Source organism: Streptomyces sp. NPDC003300 (genome assembly GCF_040610915.1).
Classification (GTDB): domain Bacteria; phylum Actinomycetota; class Actinomycetes; order Streptomycetales; family Streptomycetaceae; genus Actinacidiphila.
In genome coordinates this window covers 42,285-60,767 of record NZ_JBEXNE010000037.1, presented here as the reverse complement: position 1 = coordinate 60,767, position 18,483 = coordinate 42,285, and the positions used below count along the sequence as shown (strand labels likewise).

The window sequence follows — 18,483 nt, the reverse complement described above, 5'->3', positions numbered from 1 at the left end:
TCCTTTTTTTTTTTTTCTTTTTCTTTTTTTTCTGTTTATCTTTTTTTTTTTTTTTTTTCTTTAAAACTTTGGTGGGGTGGTCCGCCCCGCGAGGGGCGGACACCGCTCAGTGGCAGGTCGAAGTGCGTCGCTACCAGCGGTACCAACGGCCACGGCTGCCACCGGAATTCGTCGAGCGGACAACGAATCCCAGCAGCCAGACCACCAGGACAACGATCGCCACCCACCACAGAATCTTGAGGGCGAACCCGGCGCCGAAGAGAATCAACGCGAGCAGAAGAACGAGCAGAAGCGGTCCCATAGTTTGTACCTCCCACTCGCGCGCTTGCCCCACGCCCACACTGACATGCGCGGATAATGTCACGGAACGGTATCCATCAGCTGGTGACAGGTGTCCTGGCGATGAGCGGGACAGGCGGTCGGGCGCCATAGTCACCGTGCCTCGACGACAGGCGCACTCGATTCCGAGTGCGCGCCAGACCCGTATCACCCCGTACCGCTCCGCAATTCCTTGTCCTCACGATGACGACCGGACGCTGCGGACTGTGGCGCGGACACCGCCGCGGGGATCCGGGCTGTTTCCGACCTCTGGTGCGACCGGTGGTGTCTCGCGCTGCGTCAGCGCGGTGACGGGACGGGGCGCGGCCGTCGAGGTGCGTCGACCGGAGTGACACACCGCCGACCGGCGCGTGCGGCCCGTGCGGCCCGTGCGGCGTATTGACGCATACACGACCAATGGCTAGCTTCAGAGAGCGCTCTCTCGCCTCGTCGCGCCGGTCAACTCAACTCCGCTTTCCGCACGGCGAATTGGACCATGGACAACGATGTCAGGCTCTGTCGAGGACTACGGAAGGCATGCCCATGCGCCCACGCCGCGTCGGATCACCTCTCTCGCCCCGCAGGAGCCGGGCGCTCGTGCTGAGTTCATGCCTGGCGCTGCTGTCGGTCACCGCCGTCGACAGCGCGGTGGCGCGGCAGGCCGCCCCGCTAGCGCGGGCCGCGGCGTCGAGTTCCGTCGTCACCGACGGGAACGCCCGCTTCGAGGTGCTCAGTCCGACCCTGGTGCGGCTGGAGTACGCGGGCGACGCCGTCTTCCAGGACGGGACGACGTTCAACGCCGTCAACCGGTCCTTCCCCGTATCCGACGTCACCACGGACGTCACCGCGGACGGATACCGCGAGATCACGACGTCCGGGCTGACGTTGCGCTACAAGCGGGGCAGCGGCCCTTTCACGGCGGCCAACCTCACGGTGACGATGGCGGGCACGGGGGTGACCGCCAAACCGGCGTTTCCTTCCTACTGCCCGGTCAACTCCGCCTGCGAGGCTGAGAATTCGCTGCTCAGCGGCTACGGCGTCGCCGCCTACGACCACACCGGGCACACCGGCTCCGGCTTCGTCGCCGGATACGAGCACACGGGCAGCGGCCTCACCCAGGACGTCTCCGCGGTGCCGTCGACCGGCGACTACCGGCTGTGGGTGCGCTACTCCAACGCGGCGGGCGGCACGGGCACCCTGTCCACCCGGGTCGGCTCGACCGCGGGCCCGGCGCTCAGCCTGCCCGCCACCTCGTCGTGGAACGCCTGGTCGACCGCGTCCGCCACGGTGCACCTGACCGCCGGCACCAACACGCTGAGCATCGTGCAGAACGCGGGTGACACCGGCCGGGTCAACATCGACAGCCTGGCGGTCACCCCGGTCGGCACCACGGCGTACCCGGCCGCGTCGACGGCGCTCACCACGACCGGCTACGGCGCGGGGCCGACGAACACCCTCGGCGGCTGGTCCCGGACACTGGACAATCCGGCGGCCGTGCCGGTGCCCGAGCACCCGGGGATCCTGGATCGCGACGGCTGGTACCTGCTGGACGACACCCGGACGGCTCTGTTGTCGGGCGCGCACGCGGTGACCGACCGTCCCTCGCACGGCGCCCAGCCGTACCAGGACGGCTACTTCTTCGGCTACGGCCAGAACTACAAGCAGGGCCTCGCCGACCTCAACTCCCTGACCGGCGGCGCCAATCTGCTACCGGAGTCGGCCTACGGCGTGTGGTACTCGCGGTACTACGGCTACTCGACGGCCGACTACGAGAATTCGCTGCTGCCCACCTTCCGCAGCACGAACACGCCGATCGACTGGCTGGTGGTGGACACCGACTGGAAGTCGCCGACGCAGTGGAACGGCTGGAACTGGAACAGTTCGCTCTTCCCCGATCCGCGGGCATTCCTCGACTGGACCAAGCAGCAGGGTCTCGCGGTGTCGATGAACATCCACCCGACCATCGACAGCGCCGACCCCAAATTCGCCGCGGCCAACTCCCGCGCGGGCGGCCTCCTGCCCGACGGCGGCAGCACGTACGCCTTCGACTGGTCCAACCCGGCGCATCTGGCCGCCTATCTCGACCTGCACCAGCCCTTCGAGCAACAGGGCGTGCGGGAGTGGTGGCTGGACTACTGCACCAACTGCGGTGCCTCGACCGCGTCAGATCCGCATGTGGGGCCGGACAATCTGATCAACCAGGCCTATGCGGACGACGCGGCGGCCAAGGGGCTGCGCGGCTTCTCCTTCGCACGGATCGGCGGCTCGGAGGAGGGCGGCGACAACAGCAACTACCCGGTCGGGCCCTGGTCCGAGCGGCGCAACTCGATGCAGTTCACCGGCGACACGCCCGCGACGTGGGACATGCTCGCCTTCGAGGCGAAGTTCACCGCCGCCGAGGCCGCCGCGGGAATCTCCAATGTCAGCCATGACATCGGCAGCTTCCACGGCGGTCATCTCGCCGACGATCTGTACGCCCGCTGGGTGCAATTCGGCACCTTCCAGCCGGTGGACCGGCTGCACTCCGACCACGGCGACCGGCTGCCGTGGAACTACAGCGGCGCTGCCGCGGCGAGCGCCGAGTCCTTCCTGCGGCTACGGGAGGCGCTCGTCCCGTACACGTACACGCTCGCACAGCAGGCGAACGCGACCGGTGTGCCCATCGTCCGGCCGCTGTATCTCGACTACCCGTCCCAGGACGCCGCCTACAGCGCCACCGGCGAGTACCTGTACGGCGACGACGTCCTGGTCGCGCCGATCACCTCGCCCAACGACTCCAGCGGCAACGGCTCCGCGTCGGTGTGGGTGCCGCCGGGGAGCTGGACGGACTACTTCACCGGCCGTACCTACACCGGGCCCGCCACCGTCACCATCACCGGTCCGCTGTCCCGGATGCCGGTGCTGATCAAGGCCGGCGGCATCCTCCCCACCCGCACCGACTACGTCGACAACCAGGGGCAGCGGCCGTTGACGCAGGTGACGGTGAATGTCGCCGCGGGTGCCGACGGGGCCTTCTCGGTCTACTCCGACGCCGGCGAGGGTACGGGCTATCGCAGCGGCCAGGCGACCGAGGCGCCCCTGTCGTGGAGTGAGACGGCTCGGACACTGACGATCGGCGCGCAGACCGGTTCCTTCAGCGGCGCGCCGACCTCCCGGGCCTACACCCTGCGGCTGTCCAACTCGCAGGCGCCGACCGACGTTTCGGTCGACGGGGTGCAGGTCCCGGAGACCGCGTGGTCGTGGAACGTCAACCGCAGGACGGTGACGGTGACGACGGGCGCGCTCCCGCTCGGCTCCTCGCACACCGTGACGCTGTCCGGCAGCGCGTCCGCGAACCCGGCGTCCGGCGAGGTGATCGGCGCGGGCGGCCTGTGCCTCGACGTGCGCGGCGGGGTGGCCGACGACGGGACGGCCGTGCAGCTGTGGGGCTGCAACCACAGCGCGGCCCAGCAGGTCGCGTACCAGGCCGACAGTACCGTCCGGGTCCTCGGCAAGTGCCTGACGGCCACGGGCGGCGGGACGGCGAACCGTACGCCGGTGAGCGTCGCGGGCTGCTCGGGTGCCGCCTCGCAGACCTGGACGCACCGCTCCGACGGCAGCCTGCTCAACCCGGCCTCGGGACGCTGCCTCGACGTGCCGGACGGCAACACCACACCCGGCGCCGTACAGCTCCAGCTCTACGACTGCGCCGGTGTGACCGCGCAGTCGTGGAAGCTGCCGCCCGGTGCGGTCTCCGGCCCCGCTGCCCTGTGCGTGGACGTGACCAACGCCGATCCGGCCTCCGCCACGCCCGTGCAGTTGTCCGGCTGCAACGGCTCCGACGCGCAGCGCTGGTCCGCGCCCGGCGACCGCACGCTGCGGACCTTCGGCAAGTGCCTCGACGCGGTGGGCGGCAACACCGGCAACGGCACACGGACCCAACTGTGGGACTGCAACGGCACGGGCGCCCAGGTGTGGGAGAGCCGGGCCGACGGCACCTTGTTCAATCCGCAGTCGGGCCGCTGCCTCGACGACAAGGACAACGGCCAGCAGGCCGGGGATCCCGTGCAGTTGTGGGACTGCAACGGGACGGCGGCACAGCGCTTCCGCCTCGGCTGACCGGCACGTCCCGTCCGCTGTGACCCACCCCGTCGCGGACACGGTCAGACCGGCTGCCCGACCGTGTCCGCGACGGACCTCCGCGACGCTCTCGTCAGCAGCCGAGCGGCGCGGAACCGACGGCCACGTCGTCGAACCACAAGGTGTCGTCACCCGTGGCGTAGCTCTCCCAGCCGAGTCGCAGGGCGGTCGGCCTGGGCGGCGTGGTGCGCGAGAGCCACTGCTGGTCGATGTCCTGGGTCGGCACGCCGTCGGCGTGCAATCCGGGTATCTGCGTGTCATTGAGCCAGGTGTCGAGCTTCGGCGCCGTGGTGTCGACCGCGAAGCGCAGACACTGCCAGGTGAGGGTCGGCAGCGGACTGCTCAGCGAGACCCCGGCCGGACTCTGCGCCGGGAGGGTGGCGTCGTCACTCTCCCGGTTCCACTGCAGGGCGCCGTTCTGGCCGCCGATCCGCAGCGCCCGGCCGCCCTGCGAGGAGTCCGGCATGGAGACGAAGGCGACGTGCGAGGTCGGGAGCGCCGTGGTGTGCCGCACCCACATCCGGATGTAGACCACCGGGCCGACCGACGACAGATCAGCGGTGGAGGCGACGAAGGCGTGGTTGCAGTAGCCCGCCTTCCCGTCCACCCGCAGGGACTTCGAGCCGCTGTGCGCGACTGTCGTGTCGATGGCGGCCGTCCCCGTGCCTTGGCAGTCGGGCGCGGTGAAACGCCAGTCCCCGGCGGGACCGGCACCGCTCTGGTCCTCAAAGCCCGTGCATATCGTCGCGGAGTCGCATCCCGCGGGGGGCGAAGTGGGCGGCGGCGTGGTCGGGGGCGTCGTCGGCGGGGTGGTCGGGGGCGTGGTCGGCGGGGGCGTGGTCGGCGGGGTGGTGCTGGCACCTCCACAGGGCAGGTCGTTGAGGGCGAAGTCAGCCGGTTGCGCGCCCGCGGACCCAGCAGTTCCCTGCACGCCGAAGTCGACCGTGCCTCCTGCTGCCACGACCCCGTTGTAGGACGCGTTGACGGCGGTGACGGAGTGTCCGTTCTGGGTGACGGTCGCGTTCCAGGCCGAAGTGATCCTCTGATCACCGGCATACGTCCACGTCAGCCGCCAACCGCTCAGCGCCGCGCCGAGGTTGGTGACGTGCACCTGCGCGGTGTAGCCACCGGGCCATTCATTGAGCGTGTACTCGGCCCGGCATCCGGACGCCGACGCGCCGAATCCGCTGGTCGGCACCGAGATCAGGAGCGAGACGGCCAGCGCTATGGCGGCGGCGACCGCCGTCCACAACCTGGGTGGTAACCGGAGAGTGCGAGCGGGCATAGGTGCCTCTTTCGGGGTGCTTGCGTGGGGGGAGCACAACATATGGGAGCGCTCCCATCCATCACAGCGCCCTGGCTGCACACTGTCAACGGATGCGGCCCGACCCAAGCACGGCGCGACTCGGGCCGGTCTCGTCCGCAGGTGTTTACGAATTCTTGATCCACTGTTAGCTTCACAAATGGGAGCGCTCCCACTCGCAGACCCGTTCCCTCCCCCCACGCTGTCCCGGTGGCCCGGCCGCGGTGCGCCGCGGCCCCGGGAAAGCTCCCGGAAAGGTCATGATCTTGAAGCGAAAAAGAAGCTGGCAACTGTCGTTATTCGGTGTCTTCGCCCTTTTGCTCTCGGCTTTCGGCGCGGTCCTGCTCAGCCAGGGCTCCGCGCAGGCGCACGGCGTGGCGATGATGCCGGGCTCGCGCACCTACCTGTGCTACGAGGACGCCCTGACCCCCACCGGCGCCCTCACGCCGACCAACCCGGCCTGCGCCGCGGCGGTCGCCCAGAGCGGAACGACGTCGCTGTACAACTGGTTCGCGGTACTCGACTCCAACGCGGGCGGTCGCGGCGAGGGTTACGTCCCGGACGGAACGCTGTGCAGCGCCGGCAACAAGTCGCCGTACGACTTCTCGGCCTACAACGCGGCCCGCGCCGACTGGCCGAGAACGCACCTCACGTCGGGCTCCACGATCCAGTTGCAGTACAGCAACTGGGCCGCGCACCCGGGCACCTTCCGTGTCTATGTGACCAAGCAGGGCTGGTCCCCGACCACTCCCCTGGCCTGGGCCGACCTGGAGTCGATCGGAAGCACCACCAACCCGCCCGCGGTGGGGTCGCCGGGAACCGACGGCGGCCACTACTACTGGGACCTGACGCTGCCCTCGAACCGCACGGGTGACGCGATGGTCTTCATCCAGTGGGTCCGCTCGGACAGCAATGAGAACTTCTTCTCCTGCTCCGACATCGCGTTCGACGGCGGTCACGGCGAGGTCAGTGGCATCCACAACGGCGGTTCGACCACGAGCGGCACGACCACTGGCACCACGACCGGCACGACCACCGGCACTACAAGCGGCACCACAAGCGGCACCACGACCGGCGGCAGCACAGGCGGGACCGACCCCGGCTCCTGCATGGCGATGTACGCGGTCTCCAACTCCTGGAGCGGTGGGTTCCAGGGGCAGGTCACCGTGATGAACCACGGCGCCTCGCCGTCGAGTCACTGGAAGGTGAACTGGACGCTCGGCACCGGAACGCAGATCACCAGTCTGTGGAACGGAGTCCAGTCAGTCAGCGGAGGCAGCATCAGCGTCACCAACGCCGCCTACAACGGCACGATCCCACCGGACGGCGCTTCCACGACGTTCGGATTCACGGCCAACTCGACCGGCAACAACACGCCCATCGGCTCGATCACTTGCACGTTCTCCTAGCGCGCTGACGCGGCCGACGCGCCCCGTACGGCCTCCTGCCGTGCGGGGCGACGGGCGCGGGGCGGCCGTCCCCGAACGGCGACCGGTTCACGTACTTCATATTCGCGTGCGAACGCATCGTGCGCCTACGGACGAGCGTCCCTCTCTTCGGCGTCCCCGTTCGTGTCTTCCTCCAAGGCCACGGTCAGCTCGGTGTCGGTGTCGCGCCAGAAGGTCTCCGCGTCCCGCAGGATGTCCTTCACGATCCGCCACTCGCGCGGCTTGGCCGCCGCGTACTCCTGCCAGCCCTCGATCCGCAGCCGCCGCCCGTCGGAGCCGACCGGCCACCACGACAGGTCGGTGAGGCAGTCCGCGAGCGCGTCCCAGTTGCGGCCGAACCAGTCCGGCAGGTGCAGCCGCTCGGTGCAGCGGTCCATGAACGACTGGCGGTCGACGACCCCGGTCAGATCCAGTACGAGGGTGTCGCCCGGCGGTGTGGTGGCCGTCATCGCAGCACCGCCTCGAAGCTCTGGTAGTGGTCGGAGGTGTAGAAGATCTCGCCGTTGCGGCCGGTCACGATCCGCCGCGCGCCGCGGTCCGGGGCGTCCGGGGTCGGCACCGTGTACTCGTGGTAGTAGCCGCGCGTCCGGGCGGGCAGTTCCTTCTCGTAGTTGCCGAAGACGATGCCGTCCCTGCTGTACGGGTACGGTCCGCCGCGGTCGATCAGCGCCAGCGTGGTGCGGGCCTCGGGGGGCAGGTCGGCGGGGTGCACGACGTGGTGGCCGTCGGCCCAGGCGGGGGTGGACGAGGCGTGGGCGGCCCGCCCGGAGCTGTGGGCGGCCGGGACGACGGTGGGGGTCGCGCAGCCGCCGAGGAGGACTCCGAACAGAGCGAGCAGGCAGGTGGCGAGCACGGGGGCGACCGCGCGTGGAACGGACCGCAGCAGCATGCCGCCGATGCTGCCACACTTGATCACTTCCAGCGCGGAACGGCACTCCGCACGGGTCAAGCCGGGGGCCTCGCGGGTGGCCGTGGGTCGGTGCCGGTTGGCCGTGCCGGTTGCCGTCGGGTCGGGGCCGGTCGCCCGCGCCGGCTGTCCGTGGGTCGGTGCCGGGCCGGGGCAGCTCCTCGGAATGCGTCACACCTGGTCACACGGAATTCGGCACCCGGCTGTCAACGCACTCCTGCGGGGGCACCCCGGCCCGTCCCCTCCGGTCGTTCGGCGGGCTGGTGGCCGTCCCGTGCGGTCGAAGTATGAGGGGTCAGGGGCCGTCGGGGTCGGCGCGGTCGAGGGCGGGGCGGGGGGCGGGGGCGGTGGAGTGCAGGAGGTGGTCGGCGGCGGCGGTGTCGGTGACCAGGCTGGTGACGAGGCCGGAGCGCAGCACCGCGTCGATGGCGGCGGCTTTGCGGCGACCGCCCGCGATGGCGAGCACTTCGGGGATCCGGCGGAGCCGGTCGGCGTCGATGGTGATGCAGCGCTCGCCGAGGTCGCGGCCGACCCTGCGGCCCTGGGCGTCGAAGAGGTGGGAGGACATCTCGGCGGCGACGCCGAGGCCCGCGTAGTGCTCGCGCTCCTCGTCGGTGAGGGCGTCGTGGACGGTGGAGATGCCCGCTTCCCAGGAACCGACGGAGACCACGGCGACGGTGACCTTGTCGAAGTAGCCCATGGCGGCGGCGATGCCGCTCTGGGCGCGCAGGGCGCTGGCGGTGGCGGGGTCGGCGAGCACCATCGGCGCGTACAGCGGATGCGCCTCGCCGCCGGAGACGGCGGCGGCGGTGCGTACCGCCTCGACGGAGCCGCGCTCGGTGGTGCCGACGTCGTAGACGCCGGTGAGCTGGACGACGGTGCAGGGCGCGAGCCGGTCCAGCGCGTTGGCCATGGTGATGATGGAGCGGCCCCAGGCCAGGCCCAGTACATCGCCGTCGTCCACCAGCTCGCCGAGCAGGTCGGCGGCGACGGCGCCCAGATTCTCCGGGTCGGGCGCGTCCGCCTGGTCGGGCGGGGTCTCGACGACGACGGCGTGCCGCAGGCCGTAGTGGGCGCGCAGGGCGTCGGAGCGCTCGGCGTCCAGCTCGGCGGGGACGCGGATCTCGATTCTCACCAGGTCGCGTTCGAGGGCGGTCTCCAGGACCCTGGCCACCTTGAAGCGGCTGACCCCGAACTCCTCGGCGATCTGGATTTTGGACTTGCCCTCCAGGTAGAAGCGACGTGCCATCGCCGCCGCCTGGACCATCTCGCCGGGGCCCATGCGCACCTGTGTGCGGCCTGTGCTCACGTCGGTTCTCCCCAGTCGCCTATCTGATCCGCGTTGCCCCATGTGATCCGCTCCGCGCTCATCCTCGCAGATCGTGCCGTGTTACGGGCGCGTAGCGAAGACGCTTCCGCCCGTGGTAACCCCCGGTAGGCGCCCCCGTCACCGGGGCACTTCCGCGGCCTTCGCGGCGGCCTGCTCGCGCAGCGCGCGGACCGCGGCGGCGGGGTCGTCCGTGCCGTACACCGCGGAGCCCGCGACGAAGACGTCGGCGCCCGCCTCGGCGCACCGCTCGATGGTCTCGGCCGAGACGCCGCCGTCGACCTGGAGCCACATGTCGAGGCCGTAGCGGTCGATCAGCGCCCTGGTGCGGCGGATCTTCGGCAGCATGATGTCGAGGAACGCCTGGCCGCCGAAGCCCGGCTCGACCGTCATGATCAGCAGCATGTCGAGTTCCGGCAGCAGGTCCTCGTAGGGCTCGACCGGGGTGGCGGGCTTGAGCGCCATCGACGCCCGCGCGCCCTTCGCCCGGATCTCCCTGGCGAGCCGGACCGGGGCCGCCGCCGCCTCCACGTGGAAGGTCACCGAGCCCGCGCCGGCCTCCACGTACGCGGGCGCCCAGCGGTCCGGGTCCTCGATCATCAGGTGGCAGTCGAGCGGCGTCTCCGTCGCCCTGCTCAGGGACTCCACGACCGGCACCCCCAGCGTGAGGTTCGGCACGAAGTGGCTGTCCATCACGTCGACATGGAGCCAGTCGGCGCCCTCGACCGCCTTCGCCTCCTCGGCGAGCCGCGCGAAGTCGGCGGAAAGAATGCTGGGGTTGATCTGCACGCTCATGGGTCCAGCAAACCAGATCCGGAGGACGTGTGTTCCCACCCACCGGTCCCGCCAACCCTCGGACACGGCACGAACGCCAGTGCCATGCTGGTGCCGATCACTCTCCGGCACGGTCCGGCGCTCCCAGGGCGTCGCGTCGGACGGCGGGGGGACGACACCACGAGCGGGCCCGGGGGGCACTCATGGCGGGCGGAGCGGGACGGATAGCGCACGTCGTCTGCGGGCGGCGGAGCAAGTGGGTCGTGCTCGGCCTGTGGATCGTCGTGCTGGTGGTGGTCTCGCCGCTGGCCCAGAAACTCACCGACGCGCAGAAGAACGACTCGGCGAGCTGGCTGCCGAGCAAGGCGGAGTCCACCCGAGTGCTGGAGCTCCAGAAGCAGTTCGTGCCGGAGAGCGCGCCCGCGGTCGTCGTGTACTCCCGGCCCGGCGGCCTGACCGACGCGGATGTGGCGAAGGTCGGCGCGGACGCCGCCTCGGTCAAGTCGCTGACCGCGCACGGCATCGTCGGCAGCCGTACGGTCGGACCGCAGCTCGACCGGCGGACCGCGCCGCGCGCCGCGCTGCTCATCGTGCCGATCACCATCGACCCGAGCGGCTGGAGCACCATCGCGGACGCGGTCGAGCAGCTCAGGTCCACCGTCGGGCAGGGCGACGACGGGCTCCGGACGCACATCACGGGCCCCGGCGGCTTCTCCGCGGACTCCGCCGACGCCTTCGCCGGGATCGAGGGCACCCTGCTGTACGCGGCCCTCGCCGTCGTCGTCGTGATCCTGCTGATCACCTACCGCAGCCTGAGCCTGCTCTTCGTGCCGGTGCTGTCCGTGATCGGCGCGCTGTTCACGTCGGAGGCGGTGATCTACCTCCTCGCCGAGCACGCAGGTCTGGTGGTCAACGCCCAGAGCGCGGGCATCCTCACCGTCCTGGTGTTCGGCGCGGGTACGGACTACGCGCTGCTGCTCGTCGCCCGCTACCGCGAAGAGCTGCGCGATCATGAGGACCGGCACGAGGCGATGGCGCTCGCCCTGCACCGGGCGGGCCCCGCGATCATCGCGAGCGCGGCCACGGTGGCGCTGAGCATGCTGTGCCTGCTGGCCGCCGACATGAACTCGACCTCCGGGCTCGGCCCCGTCGCCGCGATCGGTGTCGCGGTGGCCCTGCTGGCGATGCTCACGCTCTTCCCCGCCCTGCTGGTGATCTTCGGCCGCTGGGTGTTCTGGCCCGCGATCCCGCACGTGGGCAGCGCGGAGCCGACCGAGGCCGGTGTGTGGTCGCGGATCGGCACGGCGGTCGGCCACCGGCCGCGGTCGGTGTGGATCACGACGGTGGTCGTGCTCGGCGCGCTCGGCCTGGGACTCTTCTCGCTGAAGGCGACCGGCCTGTCCAGCGCGGACAGCTTCACCGACACCCCGGACTCCGTGGTCGGCCAGAAGGTGCAGTCCCGCTACTTCCCGGCCGGTGGCGGCCAGCCGCTGGTGGTGATCGCGCGGGCGGGCGCCGCCGACGAGGTGCGTACGGCGCTGGCCTCGGTGCAGGGCGTCGTGCCCGGCTCGGTCGGCACCCCGCCGGGCGTGGCCGCGCAGAGGGACGGCCGGGTCTACCTGGAGGCCACTCTCGCCGACCGCGCGGACAGCGGGGCCGCCCAGCGGACCGTACGGCTGGCCCGCGACACCCTGCACCGCGTCCCCGGCGCGGACGCCCTGGTCGGCGGCGGGACGGCGGTGCAGAAGGACACGAATCAGGCGGCGAGCCGCGACAACAAGCTGCTGATCCCGCTGATTCTGCTGGTCGTCCTGCTGATCCTGGCGCTGCTGCTGCGGGCCCTGGTGGCGCCGCTGGTGCTGATGGCCACGGTGGTGCTGTCCTTCGGCGCCGCCCTCGGCGTCAGCTCGCTGGTCTTCCGGCACGTGTTCGGATACGCGGGCGAGGACACGGCGTTCCCGCTGTTCGTCTTCGTGTTCCTGGTGGCGCTGGGCATCGACTACAACATCTTCCTCATGACCCGCATCCGGGAGGAGACCGTCCGGCGCGGCACCCGCGACGGCGTCCGTACCGGTCTCGCCGCCACCGGCGGGGTGATCACCTCGGCCGGGCTCGTCCTCGCGGGCACCTTCGCGGTGCTCGGCACGCTCCCGGTGGTCGGCTTCGCCGAGATCGGCTTCGCGGTCGCCTTCGGCGTCCTGCTCGACACCTTCGTCGTCCGCTCGGTGCTGGTCTCCGCGATCACCCTCGACCTGGGCCACCGGGTGTGGTGGCCGAGCAGGCTCGACTCGCCCCGTGCCGACCCGGCGCAGGCGCGCGAGGAGGACCGGGAGCAGCCAGCGGACAGCCGTTAGGGCCTGTCCGGCGGATCATGGGCGCGTCAGCGCTCGCGGCGGGTGTTGAGCCGGGCCGCCTGCCGGGTCAGGTGGTCGCGCTCGGCGAGGTTCGGCGCCTTCGGGGCCGCCTGCGCGTAGAGCCGGGCCGCCGTCGCCAGGTCGCCGTCGCGCTCGTGGAGATACGCGGCCACCGCCGTGTAGCGGGGCAGCGTGTCGTCGAGGGCGGCGAGCGCCGCGAGACCGGCGCGGGGGCCGTCCGCCTCGCCGATTGCCACCGCCCGGTTGAGGCGGACGACCGGGCTGTCGGTCAGGGCCGCCAGTTCGTCGTACCACTCGACGATCTGCGCCCAGTCGGTCTCCTCGGCCGTCGGCGCGTCCGCGTGGAGCGCCGCGATGGCGGCCTGGGCCTGGAACTCGCCCAGCCGGTCGCGGGCCAGCGCCGCCTGAAGGATCTCGACGCCCTCGGCGATCGCCCCGGTGTCCCACCGTCCGCGGTCCTGCTCGGCGAGCGGTACGAGGCTGCCGTCGGGCGCGGTCCTGGCGGCCCGGCGGGCGTGGTGCAGCAGCATGAGGGCGAGCAGCCCCGCCACCTCGGGGTGGTCGATCACGGCCGCGAGCTGCCGGGTGAGCCGGACGGCCTCGGCGGACAGGTCGACATCGCCGGAGTAGCCCTCGTTGAAGACCAGGTACAGGACCCGCAGCACCGTGGCGACGTCGCCCGGCCGGTCGAACCGCACGCCGGAGACGGTGCGTTTGGCCCGGCTGACGCGCTGTGCCATCGTCGCCTCGGGCACCAGATACGCCTGGGCGATCTGCCGGGTGGTCAGGCCGCCGACGGCCCGCAGGGTGAGCGCGACCGCCGACGACGCGGTCAGCGACGGGTGCGCGCACAGGAAGTAGAGCTGGAGGGTGTCGTCCGCGCCGGAGGCGGGCCCGCTCGCCGGTTCCTCGTCCACCCGGTCCTCACGCCTGCGCCGGGCCGTGTCCGCCCGCGTCGCGTCGAGGAACCGCCGCCAGGCCACCGTCACCAGCCAGCCCTTCGGGTCACGCGGCGGATCGTCGGGCCAGACGCGTACCGCTTCGACCAGTGCGTCCTGCACCGCGTCCTCGGCCGCCGCGAAGTCGGCTCCGCGCCGGACGAGGATCGCGAGCACTGCCGGGGTGAGGCTCCTGATCAGAGCCTCGTCCATCAGTGGGGGCACCCCGTGACGGTGGGGTGGGCGCCGAGGAACGGACGCAGCTCCAGCCATTCGTGGATCGGCTTCCCCCCGGCGCCGGGCGCGGCCGACAGCTCCCCTGCCAGTTCGAGGGCCCGCTCGTAGCTGTCGACGTCGATCACCATCCACCCGGCGATGACGTCCTTGGTCTCGGCGAACGGCCCGTCGGTGACCGGCGGACGGCCCTCCCCGTCGTACCGCACGAAGGTCCCCTCGGGGGCGAGCGCTTGGCTGTCGACGTACTCGCCGGTCTCCTCGAGGCGGGTCGCGAAGTCGTTCATGTACGTCACGTGCGCCGAGATCTCCTCGGGCGTCCACTGCGCCATGGGTACGTCGTTCACCGGCGCCGGGGCGCCCCGGTAGTGCTTGAGCAGCAGATACTTCGCCATGGTGCTTCTCCTCGGTGCGGATGCGGCCCATTGTGGTCGCGCTTCACCTCGGGGACGGAGCCGTGCGCGGGTTCTCGACATCGCCGCCGGATGTTTTTCGCCCGCGCGGCTGAACGCGGGCGACCGGCTCCCGGCGGGTCAGGCCGTACGGCGCAGGAGGGCGAGGTACATCGCGTCCGTGCCGTGCAGGTGCGGCCAGAGCTGGATGTCGGGGCCGTCGCCGAGGGCGGGGACACCGGGCAGCAGTGGGCGTACGTCGATGCGCTCGGCGGCCGGGGCGCGGTCGTCGCGGAGGATGTCGTCCACGACGGCGCGGGTCTCCGCCAGGTGCGGGGAGCAGGTCGCGTAGCCGACGACGCCGCCGACGCGCACGGCGTGCAGGGCCTCGGTGAGCAGGCCGCGCTGGAGGGGGCCGAAGGTGGGTACGTCTTCGGCGCGCCGTCGCCAGCGCGCCTCGGGTCGGCGGCGGAGCGCGCCGAGGCCGGTGCAGGGCACGTCGACCAGGACGCGGTCGAAGGAGCCCTCGGCCCAGGCGGGGCGGGTGCCGTCGGCGACCACGACCTGGTACGGGCCGGGGTTGCCCGCCAGGGAGCGGGCCACGAGGCGGGCGCGGTGGGGCTGCTTCTCGGCGGCGACGAGTTCCGCGCCGCGCTGGGCCGCGAGGGCCGCGAGGAGCGCGGCCTTGCCGCCGGGGCCCGCGCAGGCGTCGAGCCAGCGGGCGTCCCGGCCGTCGAGCGGGACGGCGGCCAGCGCGGCGGCGACGAGTTGGCTGCCCTCGTCCTGCACGCCGGCCCGGCCCTCGCGGACCGCGTCCACGGCCGCCGGGTCACCGCCCTCGGCCAGCCGTACCGCGTACGGCGACCAGCGGCCGGGCTCCGTCGTGTCCGGCGGCAGCGACTCCATCAGCTCGCGCGCGGTCGACCGGCCGGGGCGCGCGACCAGCGTCACCTCGGGCCGCTCGTTGTCCGCCGCCAGCAGGTCCTCGATCCCGGCCCGGCCGCCGCCGAGCGCGTCCCACAGCGCCGAGACGACCCAGCGCGGATGCGAGTGCACGACGGCCAGGTGGTCCTCGGGGTCCTCGTCGTACGGCGGCGCGACCAGTTCGAGCCACTCGTCCAGGTCGTGCGCGGAGACCTTCCGCAGCACCGCGTTCACGAACTTCGCCCGGCCGTCGCCGAGCACCACCCGGGCCAGCTCGACGCTCGCCGAGACCGCCGCGTGCGTCGGGATACGCGTCCCGAGCAGCTGGTGGGTGCCCAGCGCCAGCACGTCGAGCACCGGCGGGTCCACCTCGCGCAAGGGCCGGTCCACGCAGGCCGCGATCACCGTGTCGTACGTTCCCTGCCGCCGCAGCGTCCCGTACACCAGCTCCGTCGCCAGCGCCGCGTCCCGCCGGTCGAACTCCCGGCCCTTCTTCACCGCCTCCGCCTCCGCCGCCTTGAGCAGGCCCGGCAGCACCAGATTCGCGTACGCGTCCCGCTCCCCCACCGCCCGCAGCGCCTCGAACGCCAGGATTCTGACGGGGTCATGCTGGGGTCGGCGGTACGGCTTGCCCTGCGGGCGGCGGCGCGGCTGGTCGTTCACGTGTGAAGGTGCTCCGATTTTTACGAAGGTCGGTCGCCGTCCACCCTAAGCGCCTGCGGCGCGGGGCGTACTTCTGCCCTGCGGACAGGCCCTAGGGCCGGTCCGCCCTAGGCCCCGAGGCGGGAGCCGGACGGGATGCGGGCGCCCCGGGCCCAGTCGGCGGCGGCCATCCGCTTCTTGCCCTGCGGCTGCACCTCTCCGAGGAGTACGGCGTGGCTCCCCGTCCCGACGTACACGGCGTTCTTGGCGACACTCAGCTCGCCGGGGGCGAGGTCGACGCGGTCGGGCTGGGGCCGGACGGGCCCGAGCTTGAGGCGTTCGCCGGAGGTCAGGGTCCAGGCGCCGGGCGCGGGGGTGCACCCCCGGATGAGGCGGTCGACGCGGAGCGCGGGCGCCGTCCAGTCGACGGCGGCGTCCTCGACGGTGATCTTGGGCGCGAGGGTGACCCCGTCGGCGGGCTGGGGCCGGGCGACGAGGCGGCCGTCCTCGATGCCGTCCATGGTGGCGACGAGCAGCCCGGCGCCGCTGCGGCCGAGCCGGGTGAGCAGGTCGCCGCTGGTGTCGGTCGGGCCGATCTCCTCGGTGAGGACGCCGTAGACGGGCCCGGAGTCGAGCCCCTGCTCGATGAGGAAGGTGGACGCGCCGGTGACCTCGTCACCTGCCATGACCGCGTGCTGCACGGGCGCGGCGCCGCGCCAGGCGGGCAGCAGCGAGAAGTGCAGATTGATCCAGCCGTGCGCGGGGATGTCGAGCGCGGCCTTGGGCAGCAGCGCGCCGTAGGCGACGACCGGGCAGGCGTCGGGGGCGATCTCCCGCAGCCGTGCGAGGAAGTCCTCGTCGCGGGGGCGCGCGGGCTTGAGGATTTCGACGCCGGCCTCGGCGGCCCGCTCGGCGACGGGGCTGGCCAGCAGCTTGCGGCCGCGCCCGGCCGTCGCGTCGGGCCGGGTCACGACGGCGACGACCTCGTGCCGGTCGGAGGCCAGCAGTGCGTCCAGTGCGGGTACGGCGACCTCGGGGGTGCCGGCGAAGACGAGCCTCATCGTGCGGGGTGTGCCTCTCGATGGTGGTTCACGGGCGGGCTTTTCGGCCTGACGGCGCGACGGCGTGACGGCTCGCCGCCGTCAGGGGGCGGGCGTCACTGCCCGCGCCCGAAGGTGTCGTGCGGCGAGATCTTCACCTGCGGCACGCCGTTCTCGCCCGGCACCCGCCAGATGCCGTCCGGGCCCTCGGTCGCCTCGCGGATCGCCTTGAGCGCGGCCTTGCGCTGCTCGGTGTCGAGCCGGTCGATGAAGATGACCCCGTCCAGGTGGTCCGTCTCGTGCTGGATGCAGCGGGCGAGCCGCTGCGTGCCCTCGATCGTGACCGGGTCGCCGTACATGTTGCGGCCCTTGGCGACGACGCCGTACGCGCGCTTGCAGTCGTACGTCAGGCCAGGCAGCGACAGGCAGCCCTCGGGACCGTCCTGCTCGTCCTCGCTGAGCGTCAGCTCCGGGTTGATCAGGTGGCCCAGCTCGCCCTCGACGAAGTAGGTGAACACCCGCAGGGAGACGCCCAGTTGCGGCGCGGCCAGGCCCGCGCCCGGCGCGTCCCGCATGGTGTCGGTCAAGTCCTGTACGAGCGTGCGCAGTTCCTTGTCGAAGGTCGTGACCGGCTGCGCCGTCATGCGCAGCACCGGGTCACCGAAGAGGCGGATGGGCTTGACGGACACGGCGGCGGTCTCCTGGAACGGGCGTACGGCGGCGGCTCCGGACGCCGGGTGCCGGCCGTCCTGACCGCCCCGGGGACGGGGCAGGGGTCAATTCTAGAGGCGCGTTCGGCCCGCCGTGGCGGGGGTGCGCGCCCGGCCGCGCGCCCCCCGAGGGGTGGGCTGCGCCCCTTGCTGCGTGACTCCATGGGCGGCTGGCGCGTTGGTCAAGAGAGTTTGCCCGAATTCGGGTCAATGCACACGGCCCATTCCTTAAGTAACCGCCGGTTGGAGAGGCTTGTTGATGCCCGACCACGCAACCCCTGACGCCCAGGCACGGGCCAGCCTGCACCTGCTGGTGCGGGACATCGAAAGGGTCCGCCGCCAAGTGGACGCGCTGCGGACCCTGACCGCCCAGTTGGGCAACGTCTACCGGCCGCGCCGCAGCGGCCCCACCGCCGGATTCGTCGTGTACGGCCGCGCGCCCGCCCCGACCGTCCGGCTCGCTCAGGAGCTGCGCGACAGCGTGGAGACCCTGGTCACCGCGGCCGTGGAGTTCGACCGCTCCCTGGGGTTCTCCTGGGACGCCGTCGGCTCCGCGCTCGGCGTGACCAAACAGGCGGTGCACCGCCGGTACGGCGGGCGCCGCAGCGCACCTCCCGGACCCGACGAGCAGGCCGCCTCCGGGCACGGGGTGGTGACCGGCAGCCCCGCGCCCCTCGCCTCCGTCCCCGCCGCCCGTTCCATGCCGGGGGCGCTTCCGCCGGGCCCGCTTCCGCTGGGGGCACTGGAAGCGCGTGAGCCACGCGACGACCGTGAGGACGCCGTCACGTCCTTCCCCGGGCCGCGCAACGGCTGACGCCGTCCCCTCCCCCCTCCCTCCTCCGCGCCGTAGTCCCGCCGCCGCCCGCCACGCCGACAGGTCGGGCACCGCGCGCCTGCGGCGCGCTTCCGGGAGGGGGCTTGCCCCCTTTTCCCCCACGAGGGCCCGTCGCGGCTTGCCGTGCCTTCCCCCACCCTCCCCCCAGGGCCCTGGGACACACGGTCCGCTTCCCACGACGGTCCGTCGTGGCTCGT

General features: G+C 72.0%; 15 protein-coding genes. 4 read left to right on the top strand and 11 right to left on the bottom strand.

What is annotated here, in order from left to right:
• Positions 1-130: 130 nt before the first annotated feature.
• The gene (locus ABZX65_RS33510) at positions 131-301 is read right to left on the bottom strand and encodes a hydrophobic protein (RefSeq protein WP_355348845.1); all 171 of its coding nucleotides are present in this window, start codon (positions 299-301) and stop codon (positions 131-133) included.
• A 614-nt stretch (positions 302-915) separates the two neighbouring features.
• Between ABZX65_RS33510 and ABZX65_RS33505 the strand changes: the two genes are divergently transcribed.
• Complete coding sequence (locus ABZX65_RS33505; protein WP_355348842.1) at positions 916-4,416, top strand: ricin-type beta-trefoil lectin domain protein; 3,501 nt, start codon at positions 916-918, stop codon at positions 4,414-4,416.
• Between the two features lie 94 nt (positions 4,417-4,510).
• Here ABZX65_RS33505 and ABZX65_RS33500 read toward each other — a convergent pair whose 3' ends face one another.
• On the bottom strand, positions 4,511-5,722 hold the full coding sequence (locus ABZX65_RS33500; RefSeq protein WP_355348839.1) for a cellulose-binding domain-containing protein: 1,212 nt from the start codon (positions 5,720-5,722) through the stop codon (positions 4,511-4,513).
• 278 nt (positions 5,723-6,000) lie between these two features.
• On the opposite strand from ABZX65_RS33500, the gene ABZX65_RS33495 reads away from it, so the two are divergent.
• Positions 6,001-7,149: a lytic polysaccharide monooxygenase gene (locus ABZX65_RS33495; protein ID WP_355348836.1), complete on the top strand. Its 1,149-nt coding sequence runs from the start codon at positions 6,001-6,003 to the stop codon at positions 7,147-7,149.
• Between the two features lie 125 nt (positions 7,150-7,274).
• Here the strand turns inward: ABZX65_RS33495 and ABZX65_RS33490 are convergent, their stop codons facing one another.
• The 4 genes from ABZX65_RS33490 to rpe all read right to left on the bottom strand — a co-directional run bounded on the left by ABZX65_RS33490 (position 7,275) and on the right by rpe (position 10,217).
• Positions 7,275-7,637 (bottom strand): barstar family protein, encoded by a 363-nt coding sequence (locus ABZX65_RS33490; protein WP_355348833.1) that lies wholly within the window; start codon positions 7,635-7,637, stop codon positions 7,275-7,277.
• Positions 7,634-8,077, bottom strand: coding sequence for a ribonuclease domain-containing protein (locus tag ABZX65_RS33485; RefSeq protein WP_355348830.1), 444 nt, complete (start codon positions 8,075-8,077; stop codon positions 7,634-7,636). The genes ABZX65_RS33490 and ABZX65_RS33485 overlap by 4 nt, the downstream gene beginning before the upstream one ends.
• 313 nt (positions 8,078-8,390) lie before the next feature.
• Positions 8,391-9,404, bottom strand: coding sequence for a sugar-binding domain-containing protein (locus ABZX65_RS33480; RefSeq protein WP_355348827.1), 1,014 nt, complete (start codon positions 9,402-9,404; stop codon positions 8,391-8,393).
• A gap of 138 nt (positions 9,405-9,542) precedes the next feature.
• Positions 9,543-10,217, bottom strand: coding sequence for a ribulose-phosphate 3-epimerase (gene rpe, locus ABZX65_RS33475; RefSeq protein ID WP_355348824.1), 675 nt, complete (start codon positions 10,215-10,217; stop codon positions 9,543-9,545).
• 182 nt (positions 10,218-10,399) lie between these two features.
• Here rpe and ABZX65_RS33470 point away from each other — a divergent pair, with 182 nt between their 5' ends.
• The gene (locus ABZX65_RS33470) at positions 10,400-12,550 is read left to right on the top strand and encodes an MMPL family transporter (RefSeq protein ID WP_355348821.1); all 2,151 of its coding nucleotides are present in this window, start codon (positions 10,400-10,402) and stop codon (positions 12,548-12,550) included.
• A gap of 26 nt (positions 12,551-12,576) precedes the next feature.
• Here ABZX65_RS33470 and ABZX65_RS33465 read toward each other — a convergent pair whose 3' ends face one another.
• The 5 genes from ABZX65_RS33465 to def form a co-directional block, all read right to left on the bottom strand.
• Positions 12,577-13,722 (bottom strand): DUF6596 domain-containing protein, encoded by a 1,146-nt coding sequence (locus ABZX65_RS33465; protein WP_355348818.1) that lies wholly within the window; start codon positions 13,720-13,722, stop codon positions 12,577-12,579.
• Positions 13,722-14,138, bottom strand: a complete 417-nt coding sequence (locus ABZX65_RS33460; protein WP_355348815.1) for a YciI family protein — start codon at positions 14,136-14,138, stop codon at positions 13,722-13,724. The genes ABZX65_RS33465 and ABZX65_RS33460 overlap by 1 nt, the downstream gene beginning before the upstream one ends.
• Positions 14,139-14,276: 138 nt before the next feature.
• Complete coding sequence (locus ABZX65_RS33455) at positions 14,277-15,722, bottom strand: transcription antitermination factor NusB (RefSeq protein WP_355348812.1); 1,446 nt, start codon at positions 15,720-15,722, stop codon at positions 14,277-14,279.
• A gap of 107 nt (positions 15,723-15,829) precedes the next feature.
• On the bottom strand, positions 15,830-16,762 hold the full coding sequence (gene fmt / locus ABZX65_RS33450) for a methionyl-tRNA formyltransferase (protein WP_355348809.1): 933 nt from the start codon (positions 16,760-16,762) through the stop codon (positions 15,830-15,832).
• A gap of 95 nt (positions 16,763-16,857) precedes the next feature.
• The gene (gene def / locus ABZX65_RS33445) at positions 16,858-17,430 is read right to left on the bottom strand and encodes a peptide deformylase (RefSeq protein WP_355348806.1); all 573 of its coding nucleotides are present in this window, start codon (positions 17,428-17,430) and stop codon (positions 16,858-16,860) included.
• A gap of 280 nt (positions 17,431-17,710) precedes the next feature.
• Between def and ABZX65_RS33440 the strand changes: the two genes are divergently transcribed.
• Positions 17,711-18,265: a hypothetical protein gene (locus tag ABZX65_RS33440; protein ID WP_355348803.1), complete on the top strand. Its 555-nt coding sequence runs from the start codon at positions 17,711-17,713 to the stop codon at positions 18,263-18,265.
• The last annotated feature ends 218 nt before the right edge of the window (positions 18,266-18,483 follow it).